Source organism: Rhizobium sp. 01N447_2 (assembly GCF_056399245.1).
This window is the reverse complement of sequence record NZ_JBFTQY010000077.1, coordinates 12,938-28,875: the sequence shown is the minus strand read 5'-3', so window position 1 is coordinate 28,875 and position 15,938 is coordinate 12,938. Positions and strand designations below refer to the sequence as shown.

Sequence of the window (15,938 nt, the reverse complement as noted above, 5' to 3'; positions counted from 1 at the left end):
GCAGGCCCCGGTACTGCTGATCGATGGCTATGCCACGCACTCCGAAAGTGTCGTGGCGCGCGCACGCGCCTTGGGCCTGGCCGTGATTGCCGATATCGAATGGACGGTCGGTGCCGCGACCGACCGGATCCTGGCTTTCGCAGATCACCTGGTGCTGCCGATTGCCTTCGGACGGGAGTACACCGGCGAGGGTGATCCAACGATGATCCTGGATCAGCTCTGGTCAAAGGATCGGTCCGCGGTTGTTCTGACTGATGGCGAACGAGGGACCTACTTCCGCCAGAAGGGCGATGCCACCCGGTGGCATATGCCGGCCTATCAGGTACAGGCGGTCGACACGACCGGCGCCGGTGATTGTTTTCACGGTGCCTACGCCCTTGCCCTTGCGGAGGGCAAGCGCCCACTTGAATGCACTGCCTATGCCACGGCGGCGGCCGCCATTTCCGTGACCGCACGGGGAGGGCGCAGAGGCCTGCCAGATCACCAGACGTGCATGGCATGGATGGCGGCGGAGAATGCGCCTGTACCAATGCCGATGCCGGGATGCCAAAAATGAGCGCGGGCGGCGATGGGTGCCGGCTCCGGTCGACCGCCCCAACAGAGCCTCACGGGTGACGTGTCATTGAATCGCATTGAGCGATCTCTCAACAGCTGTACTTCCATCAAAAAATTACGCGCGATAAAAAATATAGTTCCGCAATTGATTTTTAATTTATAGAAGAAGATTTAATTTTTTCAAATAGATATGAAAAACTTCTGGCGATCTTCGGCGAATTATCCTCGAATCTTTTGTTGACTTTGAAGCTCAGTCCTGAGCCTTCTTGTCGAAACGATCGGAGACGGCGGGGAGCGCCGTGTGAAGATGTGATCCGGACTGGCACGGGAGGATGAGACGTGGCTGTGGTTGTACTCGACAAAATCTGCAAGACCTATGGAAACAGCTACCATGCGATCAAGGATCTGAGCCTGACGATCCATGATGGCGAGTTTCTGATTCTGGTCGGTCCATCCGGATGCGGAAAATCGACCGCTCTGCGCATGATTGCCGGGCTCGAGGAAATCAGCAGCGGAACATTGAGCATCGGCGGTCAGGACGTCGTGGATCTCGCGCCCAAGGACCGGGACATTGCCATGGTCTTTCAGAGCTATGCGCTTTATCCGCACATGACCGTCTTCGACAACATTGCCTTTTCGATGAAGCTGGCCGGAAAGAACAAGGCCGAACGCACCAAGCGCGTCCACGAAATCGCCAAGATCCTGCAGCTGGAGCCCTTGCTGGGCAACAAGCCCGCGCAGCTTTCCGGCGGCCAGCGCCAGCGTGTTGCGATGGGACGCGCCATGGTCCGCGAACCCGCGGCATTCCTCATGGACGAACCGCTCTCGAACCTCGATGCGAAGCTGCGCGTTCAGATGCGGGCGGAGATCGCCAGCCTGCAGAGACAGCTGGGCGTGACGACGATCTACGTGACGCACGACCAGACCGAAGCGCTGACCATGGGCGATCGGGTCGCGGTGCTGAAGGGCGGCGTGCTTCAGCAGGTGGATACGCCCAAGGCTCTATATCACCGCCCGGTCAATGCGTTTGTCGCCGGCTTTATCGGTTCGCCGTCGATGAACCTTTTCGAAGGGCGTCTGGCGAGCGGACGGATCCATCTGCCGGGCTTCTCCATTCCCTTGTCCGGCGGCGCTTTCGAGCGCGCTCCCGGTCTTTCCGCTTTCGAGGGAAAGGACGTGATCTTTGGGGTCAGGCCCGAGGACCTCTACGACAGCCGGTTGCCGTCTGGAGCCTCCCATCCGACGATCCCGGTTGTCGTGAAGTCGATCGAGGAGCTCGGCTCCGAACTGATCGTGCATTTGAAGATCGACGCGGTCCGCATCGACTCGGGCGACCCCGATGCCGTCGAGGACCTGAGCGGGGCCGCCAATGCCGTCGCGCGGTTCGAAGCGGTCAGCGCGGTCGAGACAGGCCAATCGATCGATCTGGCCATCGACCCGGCGAAACTGCACTTTTTCCACCCTCAAACGCACATGGCGCTGTGACGTGACGAGGGAGAGCCGGCAGGCGCTGGTGGCAGTCCGGCCAGAAGCAGTCGGCGACGTTCGATGTCTTGAAAGCATTCCATCCGACGCCGAAACCAGCGTTCATCTTCAATATCCGACCCAAAGGGCTTATCGATGCCAGCAAAACAGGAACGACGTCTCCGCATCGGCGTATTGGGAGCGGGCCAGATTGCCCAGGCCGCGCACTTCGAGAGCTGCACCAAGGCAGCCAATGCCGACCTCTATGCTATTTGCGACGTCGCCGAAGATCTCCGCGAACGCATGGCAATCACCCATGGGGCGGAAAAAACCTATGGCGACTATGACAAGATGCTGGCCGATCCCGATCTCGATGCGGTGATCATTGCGACTGCCGATGCCTTTCACGTCCCGGCCTCCCTTCGCGCCCTTCAGGCGGGCAAGCATGTCCTGTGCGAGAAACCCGTCGGTGTCACCATCGAGGAATGCCTTGAGCTGAAGGCCGCGGTCGACAAGTTGGGAAAGGTGTTCCAGGTCGGACACATGAAGCGTTTCGATGCGGGGCTCCAGGCTGCCAAGTCCTTCATCCGCGATGAAATGGGCGAGATGGTCGCTCTCAAAGCATGGTATTGCGACAGCACGCACCGCTATCCGATGACCGATGCGGTCCAGCCTCTGATCGTCACCAGCGCCAATGCGAAGAAACCCTCCACCAATCCGAAGGCCGATCTGCGGCGCTACTATATGCTTGCGCACGGTTGCCATCTGATCGACACGGCACGGTATTTCGCCGGCGACATCGTTTCCGTCAACGCTCGTCTGTCCGAGCGCGCCGGTATCTGGTGCTGGTTCGTGGACGTGGAATTTGCCTCCGGCACGCTGGGCCATCTCGATCTTACCGTCCAGGTGCGCATGGACTGGCACGAAGGCTTCCAGATCTACGGCAAGAACGGCAGCATTTTGGGCAAGACCTATAACCCATGGTACTACAAGACCAGCGAGGTGGACATTTTCCGGGAAGCGGACGGCGCGACCCGTCGCGTTCTCGGTGCCGACGGCCATTTCTACCGCCGTCAGGTGGAGGGCTTCGCCCGCACCATTCTGGATGGCGCCGTGATGGAAGGCGCCGATATCGATGATGGCCTGGCATCCGTACGGGCCATGGTTGCCGTCGCGCGCTCCGTCGAAAGCGGCAAGGCGGTTGCGCTGGCTGACGTCACGGGTGGCGTGTGATGAAGCTCGGCATCTTCGCAAAGACCTTCGAGGGAACGGAACCCTTGACTGTTTTCAACTCGGTCGCCGCGGCCGGGTTCACCTGCGCACAATACAATATGGCCTGCTCGGGCCTTGCGCCGATGCCGGAGACGATTACCGAAGCGCAGGCCTGCTCGGTCGCCGAAGCGGCGCTAAGCAGCGGTGTCGAGATCGTCGCCGTTTCCGGCACCTTCAACATGATCCATCCCGATCGCTCAGTGCGCGAGGCCGGCCTTCGCAACCTGGCGACACTGGCCGAGCGCAGCACCAGCATGTCGACGGCCCTGATCACGCTCTGCACCGGCACACGCGACCCCATCGACCAGTGGAAGGCGCATGCCGACAACGACACGCCGGAGGCCTGGCGGGATCTCCTCGACGCCATGGGCGCGGCCATCGAGATCGCCGAGCGCTACGATGTGGATCTCGGCATCGAGCCCGAGCTTGCCAATGTCGTCAACTCAGCTGAGAAAGCCTATCGGCTGATCGCGGCACTGAAGAGCCCCCGCATCAAGATCGTGCTCGATCCGGCCAATCTCTTTGAGGTCGCGACGCTGGATGGGCAGCGGAGCATTGTCTCTTCCGCCATCGACCTTCTGGCCGATCGGATCGTCATGGCGCATGCGAAAGATCGCAATCCGGACGGCAGTTTCGCGACCGCCGGCAAAGGTGTCCTCGACTACGCGCATTATCTCGGCCGTCTCAAGGCGATCGGCTTTAAGGGCAGTCTCGTCACGCATGGCCTTTCGGCCTCGGAGGCGGCCGGTGCGGCGAGTTTCCTGAAGAGCAGTCTCGGCGGCGAAGCTGCGGGGGCAGGAAGATGAGACGGGCGCAACCGTTCGAAACCAGCGACGGGACTATTCTCAATGTCGATATGGCGGGCGAGGGCGCGTCCGTCATATTCCAGCACGGCCTATGCGGAGACGCGGCGCAGACCGACGAAGTCTTTCCGCTCGAAGCGGGTTTTCGCCGGGTAACGATCGAAGCGCGCGGCCACGGCCATTCCCGGGCCGGCAATCTGGAGCGGTTGTCGATCGCGACCTTCTGCGATGATATCGCCGCCTATGTCGAGAAAAACCTTACGCCGCCGATCGTCATCGGCGGCATCTCGATGGGTGCTGCGATCGCCTTGCGTCTCGCGGTCAAGCGGCCCGATCTTGTCCAGGCTCTGATCATTGCAAGGCCGGCCTGGCTGACGGCACCCGCGCCTGAGAATATGGCACCCAACGCCGAAGTCGGGCGGCTTCTGAAAACTCTGCCGCTGGGCGAGGCAAAGACCACGTTCCTGGCCGGGCCGGTGGGCGTGCGGCTCGCTGCCGAGGCGCCGGACAATCTGGCCTCGCTTGCCGGCTTTTTCTCTCGCACGCCTTTGGATGTGACCGCCGAACTGCTCACCAGGATTTCCAATGACGGTCCTGATGTGACCGACGAGGAGGTCGGCAATCTCTCCATGCCGACGCTGGTTATCGGCCATGATCGGGACAGCATTCATCCTCTCAGCCATGCGCGTGCTCTTGCCGAGCGGATTGCCGGCGCGCGTTTGGTGCAGATCACATCGAAGACCGAGAGCCGCCCGCAATACGTCGCCGACTTCCGGCTTGCCATGGGCAATTTTCTGAAGGAGCTCTGAAAACAATGACGACCCCCTCCAAGACCTGGATCGCCGATCTTCCGAAGGATCGCCTGATTGCCGAATTCTCGGTCTGGTCGGCCGATCTCGTCCGTCTGTCGGACGATCTGGCACGCGTCGATCCTTACGTCGACATTCTCCACATCGATGTCGCCGATGGCCATTTCGCACCGGCAATGTTGTTTTTCCCTGATCTTGTTGCCGGCGTGCGCAAAGTGTCCTCGCGCCCGATCCATGTTCACCTGATGGTCGCCGACAGCATCCTCCTGTCGCAGATCGAGCAGTTCGCCGATGCGGGCAGCGACCTGATCAGTCTCCATGTTGAAAACGAAAGCGTCGCCGACGAGGCTCTTGATCTTCTCGACCGCCGCGGTGTCGCCGCCGGTATGGTGCTCAAGGTCGACACCCCTGTCGAGCGGGTCGAGAGATATGCTTCCCGGCTGAGCTTTGTGACGCTGCTCGGCACGGCGATCGGCGTGAAGGGCCAGGGCCTCGACGAGAAGGCCAGTGCGCGGCTTCAGCAGGCAAAGCAGATCATCGGCGGCTGCAGTGCGGCACATCGGATCGTGCTGGCGGCCGACGGCGGTATTCGCGAGCACACTGTGCCTCTCCTGCGCCAGTCCGGTGCGGAAACGGTCGTTCTCGGTTCTTTGGCTTTCAATGCGCCATCGCTCGACGAGCGGATGGCATGGGTGCGCGCACTCTAACTCATGGTCTTCACATGCAGCACGTTGCCATTGGAATCGACCTCGGCGGGACGCAGGTGCGCGCTGCCCTCGTTGACGAGCAGGGCAGGATTCTGGCGCGCGCAGCCGAACCAAYGGATGCGCTGGCAGGCCCCGCCCGCGTGCTCGACCAGATTTGCGGACTGACCGATGGACTGCTTGAAGCATCGAACCCTGCCTCTGTGGTGGGCGTCGGCGTATCCGCTCCAGGTCCGCTCGATACCGTCGCCGGTGTCGCCTCGCATATCCCGACCCTCTCCGGCTTTGTCGACTTTCCGCTGAAGGCGGAGTTGCAGAAGCGGTTTCCGTTTCCGGTCGACCTTGAGAATGATGCTATCGCCGCTGCCATCGGCGAGTGGCAGTTCGGAGCCGGCAAAGGCCTGGATAATCTGGTCTATGTCACCGTGAGCACCGGCATTGGCGGTGGCGTTGTGTMGGATGGTCGCGTCGTGCGCGGCCGCAAGGGCATGGCAGCCCATGTCGGGCACATGTCGGTCGTGCCGGACGGAGAGCTTTGCCCCTGCGGCAACAGAGGATGTTTCGAGGCCTACGGATCCGGAACGGCTTTTGCGCGCCGCGCGCAGATGAGGGCTATGGAATCTGGCGAGACAACGATAGGCAGCGATGGCGGCGCCATCGACAGCCGCAGCGTTTTCGCGGCCGCAAGAGATGGCGATCGTCTGGCAAATCAACTGGTTGACGAGGAAGCGGAAATTCTCGGTCGCGGCTTCACCAGCCTGATCCATATCTTCAGCCCCGATATTATCGTGATGGGGGGCGGACTTTCCCACGAGTTCGACCGGTTGCAACCGGGCATTCAAAGCTACATCACGCAATGGGCAATGCCGGCATTCAAGGATGTCAGGGTAATGCTGGCGGCATTGGACCAGAACTCAGGCCTCGTMGGCGCAGCCGCTCTGGCGTTTCTGGCCGGGAAGGTCACTCGGACGTGATCCAAACCGGCGAAGCGATCGGCGTCGTCAAATACGCTGGTTCAGTTCGTCTTCGCTGATCCCAAAATGATCGAGAATGATGCCGACGTTTCGGCGATGAGACTTGAAATAGACGTCGAAAAGATCGCCGATCAGCGGAACCGTTCCGCCGGCGGCGTCGATCCCGAGATTCACGGCCATGCGGGCGAGCTTGTGGGTGGGAACACCGAGACGTCGTGCCTCATCGATGATGAAAAGACCGATGAGGGATCCGGCAATGTCGCCGACGGCCGGGATGAGGCCGAGAACCGAGTCCGCGCCGATCCGCACGCCGATGACAGGCAATCTGACCGCGGTATCCATCAGGCGCGCTATGCCGACGGCGCGCCGAATTCTTCCAAGTTCGATGGACGTCAGGTGTTTCGTGCTGGCGGAGGCTGGCATCAGCGACCTTTTGGCGCGAACGACCGTTCCGCTTCCTCGAGTGAGGGCGCGGGAAGGATGTCATCGCATTGCTGCGAAATAGTCCGACGCAGCGAAAGCTCGGTGCCATGATGATATTCCATGGCCGTGAAACGCGGCAAACCCAACAAGGTTCGGCCGCGAAAGCAAGGATCATCTTGCGTCGGGAACCACCACCAATTTGCCGACGAAGTTCTTCGCCATGAAATCGGTCTGTGCGCGGTGGAATTCCGACAGCGGATAGACGCCGCCGACGAGCGGCCGGATTTTCCGGCTTTCGATATAGCCGACGATCCGACGGAAGTCGGCGCGGCTTCCCTGGCTCGAGCCGTGCAGCTCCAGCTGCTTCAAATACATGGTCCGTAAATCGAGCTGGACGACCGGGCCGGCGATGGCGCCGGCCGTCGTGTAGCGGCCTTCGGGGCGCAGGATCTTCAGGAGATCGTTGAACAGCGGTCCACCGACGAGATCGGCGACGACATCGATCGGCTGGCCACGACTTGCGGAATGGGCGGCTTCGACCAGATTGCCTTTGCCGCGGGTCACGACCGCTTCGGCGCCGATATCGAGCGTCGCCGCCTCCTTGCCGGGACCTGCGACCGCGATTGGGATGGCGCCGCGGGCACGCGCGAGCTGGATGATCGCCGAGCCGACGCCGCCCGAGGCGCCGGTCACGAGAACGCGTTCGCCGGCGACAAGCCTTGCCCGTTCCAGCATGCGCTCGCCGGTCAGATAGGCGCAGCAGAAGGTGGCGAGTTCGATGTCGGTCAGATCGGTTGCGACGACATGGGCGTTCTCGGCCGGCAGTGCCATGTATTCGGCATAACCGCCGTCGCGGCCATGGCCCATGTAATCGATGTCGGCGAGGCTGTCGTCGTCGCGGTTATAGATCGAGAAGTCGACCATGACGCGTTCGCCGATGCGCGCCGGATTAACGCCGGCGCCGACGCCGACGATATGACCGACCGTATCGGTGCCCTGGATGCGCGGGAATGTCAGAGTATTGCCTTGCCTGCGCCATGTGGAGACGGCAGAGGGATCGTCCTCGGTGCCGTAGGCGCCTTGGCGGACCCAGACGTCGGTATTGTTCATGCCGCAGGCCGTGATACGGATCAGAACCTCGCCGTCCGCGGGCCTCGGAACGGGCACGTCCCTGCTATAGACGAGCTTGTCCAGACCGCCATGGCCGGTGAGCAATACGGCCGCCATCTTTTCCGGGATCGTCATGCAGATCTCTCCCTCAGATGGTCTTGAAGACGGTTTCGATCGCATCCGCCGCGGCCTTGACCACGATGTCTGCCTCCTCGCGTGTCAGGCAGAGCGGCGGGGCGAAGCCGAGGATATCGCCCTGCGGCATGGCGCGGCCGATGACGCCGCGTTCGAGGAGGGCGGATGCGACCTGCGGGCCGATCTTGCGGCCGGCATCGAAGAACGTGCGGTCGTCCCTGTCCTCGACGAATTCGATGGCCGCCATCAGCCCGTCACCGCGGACTTCGCCGACATTGCGGTGGCCGCCGACCGCCTTTTCCAGTTCCGAGCGGAAATAGGAACCGGTCGTGCCGGCATTCTCGACAATGCCGAGTTCGTCGATCAGTTCGAGATTGGCAATACCTGCGGCAGCACAGATCGGGTGGGCGGAATAGGTCCAGCCGTGACCGATCGCGCCCATCTGATCGGAACCCTGCACCAGGACTTGCCACATCTTGTTCGAAACGATTGTGCCGGAAAGGGGAGCGTAGGCCGAGGTCAGGCCCTTGGCGATGGTGATCAGGTCCGGCTTCATGCCGTAATGGTCCGAACCGAACATCGTGCCGAGGCGGCCGAAGCCAGTGACGACTTCATCGGCGACGAGCAGGATGTCATATTTGTCGAGCACGGCCTGGATCTTCTGCCAGTAGGTTTTCGACGGCGGCACGATGCCGCCGGTGCCGAGGATGGGTTCGCCGATGAAGGCGGCGATCGTTTCCGGGCCTTCGGCAATGATCATCTCTTCAAGCTTGTCGGCGCAATATTGCGAGAACTGCTCCTCGCTCATCGACCGGTCGGGGCGGCGGAAATAATAGGGTGCTTCGGTATGCAGCACCGGTGCGCGCGGCAGATCGAAAGCGTTGTGAAAGAGCGCCAGGCCGGTGAGGCTGCCGGTCATGACGCCGGAGCCGTGATAACCGCGCCAGCGCGAGATGATCTTCTTCTTTTCCGGACGGCCGAGGATGTTGTTGTAGTACCAGATGAGCTTGATGTTGGTCTCGTTGGCATCCGAGCCGGAGAGACCGAAATAGACGCGGCTCATGCCGGTGGGCGCGCGGTCGATAATCATCTTCGACAGCGTAATCGAGGCTTCCGTGCCGTGGCCAACATAGGCGTGGTAATAGGCGAGGTTCTTCGCCTGCTCGGCGATCGCATCGGCAATCTTCTGGCGGCCGTAGCCGACATTGACGCAATAGAGGCCGGCAAAGGCGTCGAGGCTTTTGCGTCCTGTCGTGTCGGTGATGTAGACGCCTTCGCCGCCGGCAACGACACGGGTCGGCGTCTCGCCACGAGCATGCGCACCCATATGGGTCGAGGGATGGAAGAAGTGATCGCGGTCCCAGGCGGTGAGTTCGTTGCTTCTGTCGAGCATGTCTAGCCTCTTTCTTGAAATGGGGGCTCACTTGAAATGGGGTCAGGCGGCCGTGTCGATGCAGAGATATTTGAGCTCGGTGAAGGCCTCGAGCCCATGGCGTGAACCCTCGCGGCCGAGGCCGGACTGCTTCCAGCCGCCGAAGGGAATGGGAGCGCCGGTGATCTTCACGCGGTTGACCGCCACCATGCCGTATTCCAGTGCGCGGCCGAGGCGCATCTGCCGGGCGCCGTTTTGCGTGACGATATAGGCGACGAGGCCGTATTCGGTATCGTTGGCGCGGGCGATAACCTCGTCTTCCGTGTCGAAGGCGGTAATGGCCGCCACAGGACCGAAAGTCTCCTCGCGCATGATCAGCGCATCCGCCGGCACATCGGTCAGCAGCGTCGGCTCATAAAAGAGTCGGCCGGCCTTGTGGCGCTTGCCGCCGGTGAGGAGCTGCGCGCCGCGCGCCAGCGCGTCGGCGACCTGTTCCTCGATCTTGGCGACGGCGCGTTCATGCATCAGCGGGCCRATCTCGGCGCCATCCTCGAGCCCCGGACCGACCTTCAGTTCGGCAATGCGGTCTGCGAAGGCCTTGGCAAAGGCATTGGCGATCCGGCGCTGGACGAAGATGCGGTTGGCAGCAAGGCAATCCTGGCCTGATGTGGCAAACTTGGCGTTGACGGCGATCTCGACCGCCTTTGAGATGTCGGCGTCGTCGAAGATGATCAGCGGGGCGTGGCCGCCGAGTTCCATCACCAGCCGCTTCAGGGTCGGTGCGCATTGGGCGGCGATCAGCCGTCCGATCCCGGTGGAGCCGGTTAAGCTCATGGCACGCACGCGGACATCGGCACACATCCGTCCGACGATCGTTGCAGCATTGCCGGTGACCACGTTGAAGACGCCGGCGGGAATGCCGGCCCGCTCGCCGAGCTCGGCAAGCGCCAGTGCCGAAAGCGGCGTTTCTGAGGAGGGGTGGGCGACGGCCGTGCAGCCGGCGGCCAGCGCCGCGGCAGCCTTTCGAGTGAGCATGGCAGCGGGGAAATTCCAGGGCGTGACGATGCCGACGACGCCGAGCGCCTCGCGCCGGACAATCATTTCCGCGCCGGGCAGATGGCTGGTGACGCTTTCGGCGTTCAGCCGCTTGCCTTCCTCGGCATACCATTCGACGAAGGAGGCGGCGTAATCGATCTCGCCACGCGATTCCGCGAGCGGCTTGCCCTGTTCGAGCGTCATGATCAGCGCCAGATCCTCCTTGGCTGCAAGCATCAGCTCAAACCATTTGCGCAGGATCGCCGCGCGGCTCTGCGGCAGCATTGCGCGCCAGCCGGCGAAAGCCTCCGACGCAGCATCGATCGCCACCGCCGTTTCGTCGGCGCCAAGGCTTGCAACCCAGGCCAGCGTCGCCGAAGAGGCGGGATCGGTGATCTCGAAACTTTTCCCTGATTGGCCGGCGATCCAGCGGCCGCCGACATAGGCCAGATCGCGCAGGAGATGACGGTCGCCAAGCCGCGACAGCGCGTCATGAAAGGCGGGGCGGGCAAAAACGGCGGTCATATCAAGTCTCCTCGTGGCGGTTGACGTCAGTCTTCCACGGGAGCGGGCGAGAGATTGTCTGTTGGGGGATGCGAAAAGAGAGAGATGGTCTAAAGGATGGCGGCCTGGCAGAGAGATTGTCTACGACGTGGTCTGTTCTTCACCGGTCGCAGTAAAGGAAGAGACCGGAAGGACTGTTTCCTCCTTCACCGTCTTGGTGACGATGTAGGTGAAGTAGCGGTCGATGCCGAGTTCGCGGTCGAGAAGCCCGTCGACCAGCCGTTGATAGGCGTCGATATCGGGGGCGATGATCTTCAGGATGTAATCGACGCCGCCGCCGACCGACCAGCAGGCGACTATCTCCGGGATTGCGGTCACGGCGCGCTCGAAGCGTTCGAAATCCGCCTGGCGATGATTGGCGAGTGTCACTTCCATCATCACGCTGGCGACCGGCGCGATGCGCCGTGGCGCGATGCGTGCGTGATAGCCGGTGATAACGCCCGCCTTTTCGAGCTTGCGCAGCCGCATCCAGCACGGTGTCGGCGACAGTCCGGCCTTTTCGGCCAGCGCCAGTTTGGTGATGYGGCCGTCGCGCTGGACGGCGTCGAGAATGCGCAGGTCGATGGCGTCGAGCTTCATGGTGCTTTCTTTAGAAAGAAATCATTTCAATCGCAGGGAAAAGACAATGGGAGCGCATTTTTGCATTGTCAATTGAACTGATTTTCAGCAGTGTTAAAATCATGACAAAGTGGCGCCCCGATCCCTCGCAACTCCGCCGTCCGGCCTATCTCTCGCTTGCCGAACAAATCGCAAACGCGATCACGGACGGCAAGCTCAGCGATGGCACACAATTGCCGCCGCACCGGAAGATGGCGGATGATCTGCATCTTTCGGTGCAGACGGTCAGCCGCGCCTATGACGAGTTGATCCGCCGGGGGCTGATATCAGGCGAGATCGGACGCGGCAGCTTTGTCCAGACCAGGCCGCGCGAGCCGGAGCCGCCCTATCTGCCGGAAAGGCTGGGCGAGGTGATCGATCTGTCGATCCTGAAACCGGTCTGCGAGCAGATCCATTTGGAAAGGCTGCGGCAGGCCTTCGGCTGGCTTTCGGAAAACCTGCCCTCCAGCTCCGCCCTTTCCTTCAGGCCGAACATGGTGTTTCCGCGCCAYCGCGCGGTCGCCACGGAATGGCTGGCGCGCTGCGGGTTGGAGGTATCGCCGCTGAACGTCAGCGTGACGAACGGTGCGACATCGGGCATGACGGTGGCGCTGATGAGCGTCGCCCCGCCCGGCTCGACGGTTGCGACCGAGGCGATCAGCCATCACACGCTCGTTCCGCTCTCCACCTATCTCGGTTTGCACCTCGAAGGGCTGGCGATCGACGAGGAAGGCATGATCCCCGAGGCGCTGGACGAGGCCTGCCGGAAGGGGCCGATCCGGGCAATCTTCCTGCAGCCCTCGGTGATCAATCCGATGGCGGCGCTGATGAGCGCGGAACGTAGACAGGCGCTCGCCACTGTCGCCGCCAAACATGACATCGCGATCATCGAAAACGATATTCTCGGCCCGATGGTCGAGGGTCGTGCGCCGCCGATGGCCGCGTTTGCGCCGGAGCGGACGCTCTACGTCACGAGCTTCACCAAGATTACCGTTCCGGGCCTGCGGATCGGCTATCTCACCGCACCCGATCGCTATGTCGCCGCCGTCGCCAACCGGCATCTCGTCTCCAACTGGATGGCGACGCCTGCCATGGCCGAGATCGCCACCCGCTGGGTCAGCGACGGCACGGCAATGGAACTGGTCAACTGGCAGCGCCGTGCGCTTTTGAGCCGGCACGCGATTGCGGCGGAGATGCTGGCCGGCCTGCCGTACCGGGCGCACCCGCAAAGCCTGCACGTCTGGCTGCCGCTCTCCGGCAACCATACCGAGGATGGTTTTGTATCACAGGCAAGGCTGCGCGGTGTGGCGATCGCGCCTGGCAAATCGTTCCACACCGCCGATCAGGGCTGGACGCCGGCCATGCGCATCTCGCTTGGTTCGACGACGGAAAGCGAGTTGCGGACCGGGCTTGGTATCGTCGCCTCATTGGCGCAAGGAAATCCGGAAGAGCTGCTGCTTGCGATCTGATGCCGATGCCTTGTATTTGAGCGCATGCAGAATAATTGTCATGATATTATTTTACGAATTGACATGATTTTGATGGGCCGTCATCGTTAGGACATTGCTTGTCTCAACAGGGAGAGACATGAATGCTTCCGCCCATCATCCGCATCGACAACATCGTCAAGAAATACGGCCCGCTGACCGTGCTCGACGGCCTGTCGATGAATGTCATGCCGGGCGAGAAGCTGGCGCTGATCGGGCCATCCGGCTCCGGCAAGACGACGATCCTGCGCATTCTGATGACGCTGGAGACGATCAGCGGCGGCCATATCGAGGTCGACGGCGAACAGCTCTACCATATGCCAAATGGCAGCGGGCTGGTGCCCGCCGACGAACGGCATCTGCATCGCATGCGCGAAAAGATCGGCATGGTCTTTCAGCATTTCAATCTGTTCCCGCATAAATGCGTGCTCGACAACGTGACGCTGGCGCCGATGCTGACGAAGGGCATCAAGCGGCCCGTGGCCGAAAAGCGGGCGATGGAACTGCTCGACATGGTCGGCTTGGCCGACAAGGCAAAGAGCGTTCCGGCGCAGCTTTCCGGCGGACAGAAGCAGCGCGTCGCCATTGCTAGGGCGCTGGCGCTGTCGCCGAAGATCATGCTGTTCGACGAGGTGACCTCGGCGCTTGACCCGGAACTGGTCGAGGAGGTGCTGAACGTCATGCGGCGGCTCGCATCCGAGACCGACATGACCATGCTTCTCGTCACGCATGAAATGGGCTTCGCCCATGATTTTGCCGACCGTGTGCTGTTCTTCGATCGCGGCAAGATCGTCGAGGAAGGCAAGCCGGGCGACATCTTTCGCAATCCGACGCAGGAGAGGACGCAGACCTTCCTGCGCAAGATCATTGCGGCGGGGCACCGCGTCTGAGCTCAGACATTGCCCGCAAGAACAAAACTCAAGGAAAATCAGAGGAGTTGGGAACGATGAATGCAGGATATTTTTTGAGCGCCGCCGGCCTGTCGGTGCTTTTGATCACGGCGGCCGCTCCGGCCGCCGCCGCCGATGACAAGCTCGAACAGCTGAAGGAGCAGGGCTTTGCGCGTATCGCTATCGCCAACGAGCCGCCGTTCACGGCGGTCGGCGCCGACGGCAAGGTGTCCGGCGCCGCCCCCGACGTGGCGCGCGCAATCTTCGAAAAGCTGGGCGTCAAGGAAGTGGTCGCCTCGATCTCGGAATATGGCGCGATGATCCCCGGCCTGCAGGCCGGCCGCCACGACGCAATCACCGCAGGCCTTTTCATGAAGCCTGAGCGCTGCGCCGCCGTCGCCTATTCCGAACCGATCCTTTGCGACGCCGAGGCTTTCGCTCTCAAGAAGGGCAATCCGCTGAAGCTGACAAGCTACAAGGATATCGCCGACAATCCGGACGCCAAGATCGGCGCGCCGGGCGGCGGGACCGAAGAGAAGCTGGCGCTCGAGGCCGGCGTGCCGCGTGACCGCGTCATCGTCGTTCCGGATGGCCAGAGCGGCATCAAGATGCTGCAGGACGGCCGCATCGACGTCTACTCGCTGCCGGTTCTGTCAATCCATGACCTGATGGCCAAGGCGAACGATCCGAACCTTGAAACCGTCGCACCCGTCGTCAATGCGCCGGTCTATTGCGATGGCGCTGCTTTCCGCAAGCAGGATGTTGCGCTTCGCGACGCCTTCGACGTCGAGCTGAAGAAGCTGAAGGAATCCGGCGAATTCGCCAAGATCATCGAGCCCTACGGCTTCTCGGCCAAGGCGGCGATGTCGACGAGCCGCGAAAAGCTCTGCGCCGCGGCGAAGTAACAAGGGGTAAGCAGCCGGCCATGCCCCAGGCATGGCCGGATCGTCCCCGAACGATCTCCTAAAGCGCGTCGCGATCTTTCAGATGCGCTCCTCGCGCTTTAGGTCCTTGTTTTACGCATGTCGTTATCGCAAAACCGCTGCACAGTTTTGCGCGATATGCTCTAGGAAGTGAGTTGCCGATGTCGGTATGGTCCGGCTATCTGACACTGATCCTTGAGGGCGCCCTGGTGACGCTCGAACTGACGATCATGGGATCTGCGCTGGCGCTGGTGATGGCCTTCCTGGCGGGCCTCGGCCGGTTGTCGCGCTTCTTCGCAGTGCGGGCTCTGGCGACGGCCTATATCGAATTCTTCCGCGGCACCTCGATCTTCGTCCAGCTCTTCTGGGTCTATTTCGTGCTGCCTTTTGCGGGCTTGACCCTGACGCCGCTGCAGGCGGGCGTGCTGGCGCTCGGGCTGAACGTCGGCGCCTATGCGGCGGAAGTGGTGCGCGGCGCCGTCAAGGCCGTCGGGCGCGAACAGTCGGAAGCCTGCATCGCGCTCAACCTTTCGCGAACCCAGCGCATGCGCCACGTCATCCTGCCGCAGGCGCTGCCGCTGATGCTGCCGACCTTCTGCAACAATGCGATCGAACTCTTGAAGGGCACGGCCGTCGTGTCGCTGATCTCGCTGACGGATATGACGTTCCAGGCGCAGGTGGTGCGGGCGCAGACCGGCAATACGCTGCTGCCCTTCGCGACGATCCTCATCCTCTATTTTCTCATGGCCTCGGCGATCTCCGCGACGATGCGCTGGCTGGAGCGGCGGATGGCGCGCAGCCTCGACGGCATAAGGACCTGA

Annotated in this window: 16 protein-coding genes; 11 read left to right on the top strand and 5 right to left on the bottom strand. The window is 62.0% G+C overall.

Translation table 11 applies throughout. The features are described from left to right. The 7 genes from AC1ECN_RS32265 to AC1ECN_RS32235 all read left to right on the top strand — a co-directional run. A partial coding sequence (locus AC1ECN_RS32265) for a PfkB family carbohydrate kinase (RefSeq protein ID WP_477955243.1) occupies positions 1-556 on the top strand: 556 nt, incomplete at its 5' end. A 338-nt stretch (positions 557-894) separates the two neighbouring features. After that, entirely contained in the window at positions 895-2,040 is a 1,146-nt protein-coding gene (locus AC1ECN_RS32260) for an ABC transporter ATP-binding protein (protein ID WP_018480621.1), read from the top strand. A 135-nt stretch (positions 2,041-2,175) separates the two neighbouring features. Further along, a complete protein-coding gene (locus tag AC1ECN_RS32255) occupies positions 2,176-3,252 on the top strand; it encodes a Gfo/Idh/MocA family protein (protein WP_024319765.1) in 1,077 nt (358 codons plus the stop codon). Then, positions 3,252-4,097: a sugar phosphate isomerase/epimerase family protein gene (locus AC1ECN_RS32250; protein ID WP_130682885.1), complete on the top strand. Its 846-nt coding sequence runs from the start codon at positions 3,252-3,254 to the stop codon at positions 4,095-4,097. The genes AC1ECN_RS32255 and AC1ECN_RS32250 overlap by 1 nt, the downstream gene beginning before the upstream one ends. Continuing rightward, a complete protein-coding gene (locus tag AC1ECN_RS32245) occupies positions 4,094-4,903 on the top strand; it encodes an alpha/beta fold hydrolase (RefSeq protein ID WP_024319767.1) in 810 nt (269 codons plus the stop codon). The genes AC1ECN_RS32250 and AC1ECN_RS32245 overlap by 4 nt, the downstream gene beginning before the upstream one ends. Before the next feature lie 5 nt (positions 4,904-4,908). Then, entirely contained in the window at positions 4,909-5,610 is a 702-nt protein-coding gene (locus AC1ECN_RS32240; RefSeq protein ID WP_024319768.1) for a ribulose-phosphate 3-epimerase, read from the top strand. Positions 5,611-5,624: 14 nt separating this feature from the next. After that, positions 5,625-6,581, top strand: a complete 957-nt coding sequence (locus AC1ECN_RS32235; RefSeq protein ID WP_477955245.1) for an ROK family protein — start codon at positions 5,625-5,627, stop codon at positions 6,579-6,581. A gap of 27 nt (positions 6,582-6,608) precedes the next feature. On the opposite strand, the gene AC1ECN_RS32230 is transcribed toward AC1ECN_RS32235, so the two are convergent. The 5 genes from AC1ECN_RS32230 to AC1ECN_RS32210 form a co-directional block, all read right to left on the bottom strand. Then, complete coding sequence (locus AC1ECN_RS32230) at positions 6,609-7,004, bottom strand: DUF4112 domain-containing protein (protein ID WP_024319770.1); 396 nt, start codon at positions 7,002-7,004, stop codon at positions 6,609-6,611. 171 nt (positions 7,005-7,175) lie between these two features. After that, positions 7,176-8,249, bottom strand: coding sequence for an alcohol dehydrogenase family protein (locus tag AC1ECN_RS32225; RefSeq protein ID WP_130682883.1), 1,074 nt, complete (start codon positions 8,247-8,249; stop codon positions 7,176-7,178). 13 nt (positions 8,250-8,262) lie between these two features. Beyond that, on the bottom strand, positions 8,263-9,642 hold the full coding sequence (locus tag AC1ECN_RS32220; protein WP_024319772.1) for an aspartate aminotransferase family protein: 1,380 nt from the start codon (positions 9,640-9,642) through the stop codon (positions 8,263-8,265). Between the two features lie 42 nt (positions 9,643-9,684). Further along, the gene (locus tag AC1ECN_RS32215; RefSeq protein WP_130726080.1) at positions 9,685-11,181 is read right to left on the bottom strand and encodes an NAD-dependent succinate-semialdehyde dehydrogenase; all 1,497 of its coding nucleotides are present in this window, start codon (positions 11,179-11,181) and stop codon (positions 9,685-9,687) included. 120 nt (positions 11,182-11,301) lie between these two features. Beyond that, positions 11,302-11,799 carry an Lrp/AsnC family transcriptional regulator gene (locus AC1ECN_RS32210; protein WP_477955240.1) on the bottom strand — a complete coding sequence of 166 codons (498 nt, stop codon included), beginning with the start codon at positions 11,797-11,799 and terminating at the stop codon, positions 11,302-11,304. A 101-nt stretch (positions 11,800-11,900) separates the two neighbouring features. On the opposite strand from AC1ECN_RS32210, the gene ehuR reads away from it, so the two are divergent. The 4 genes from ehuR (at position 11,901) to ehuC (ending at position 15,938) form a co-directional block, all read left to right on the top strand. After that, complete coding sequence (gene ehuR / locus AC1ECN_RS32205; RefSeq protein WP_164582097.1) at positions 11,901-13,286, top strand: MocR-like ectoine utilization transcription factor EhuR; 1,386 nt, start codon at positions 11,901-11,903, stop codon at positions 13,284-13,286. Positions 13,287-13,408: 122 nt separating this feature from the next. Further along, the gene (ehuA, locus tag AC1ECN_RS32200) at positions 13,409-14,194 is read left to right on the top strand and encodes an ectoine/hydroxyectoine ABC transporter ATP-binding protein EhuA (protein ID WP_018073145.1); all 786 of its coding nucleotides are present in this window, start codon (positions 13,409-13,411) and stop codon (positions 14,192-14,194) included. A gap of 56 nt (positions 14,195-14,250) precedes the next feature. Then, on the top strand, positions 14,251-15,099 hold the full coding sequence (gene ehuB / locus AC1ECN_RS32195; RefSeq protein ID WP_024319775.1) for an ectoine/hydroxyectoine ABC transporter substrate-binding protein EhuB: 849 nt from the start codon (positions 14,251-14,253) through the stop codon (positions 15,097-15,099). Positions 15,100-15,278: 179 nt separating this feature from the next. Then, positions 15,279-15,938, top strand: a complete 660-nt coding sequence (gene ehuC, locus AC1ECN_RS32190; protein WP_130663289.1) for an ectoine/hydroxyectoine ABC transporter permease subunit EhuC — start codon at positions 15,279-15,281, stop codon at positions 15,936-15,938.

Bases quoted from the DNA above. Each gene is read 5' to 3' on its own strand.
- AC1ECN_RS32255 (WP_024319765.1), top strand. From the start codon at position 2,176: ATGCCAGCAAAACAGGAACGACGTCTCCGCATCGGCGTATTGGGAGCG.
- AC1ECN_RS32250 (WP_130682885.1), top strand. From the start codon at position 3,252: ATGAAGCTCGGCATCTTCGCAAAGACCTTCGAGGGAACGGAACCCTTG.
- AC1ECN_RS32245 (WP_024319767.1), top strand. From the start codon at position 4,094: ATGAGACGGGCGCAACCGTTCGAAACCAGCGACGGGACTATTCTCAAT.
- AC1ECN_RS32240 (WP_024319768.1), top strand. From the start codon at position 4,909: ATGACGACCCCCTCCAAGACCTGGATCGCCGATCTTCCGAAGGATCGC.
- AC1ECN_RS32230 (WP_024319770.1), bottom strand. From the start codon at position 7,004: ATGCCAGCCTCCGCCAGCACGAAACACCTGACGTCCATCGAACTTGGA.
- AC1ECN_RS32225 (WP_130682883.1), bottom strand. From the start codon at position 8,249: ATGACGATCCCGGAAAAGATGGCGGCCGTATTGCTCACCGGCCATGGC.
- AC1ECN_RS32220 (WP_024319772.1), bottom strand. From the start codon at position 9,642: ATGCTCGACAGAAGCAACGAACTCACCGCCTGGGACCGCGATCACTTC.
- ehuA (WP_018073145.1), top strand. From the start codon at position 13,409: ATGCTTCCGCCCATCATCCGCATCGACAACATCGTCAAGAAATACGGC.
- ehuB (WP_024319775.1), top strand. From the start codon at position 14,251: ATGAATGCAGGATATTTTTTGAGCGCCGCCGGCCTGTCGGTGCTTTTG.
- ehuC (WP_130663289.1), top strand. From the start codon at position 15,279: ATGTCGGTATGGTCCGGCTATCTGACACTGATCCTTGAGGGCGCCCTG.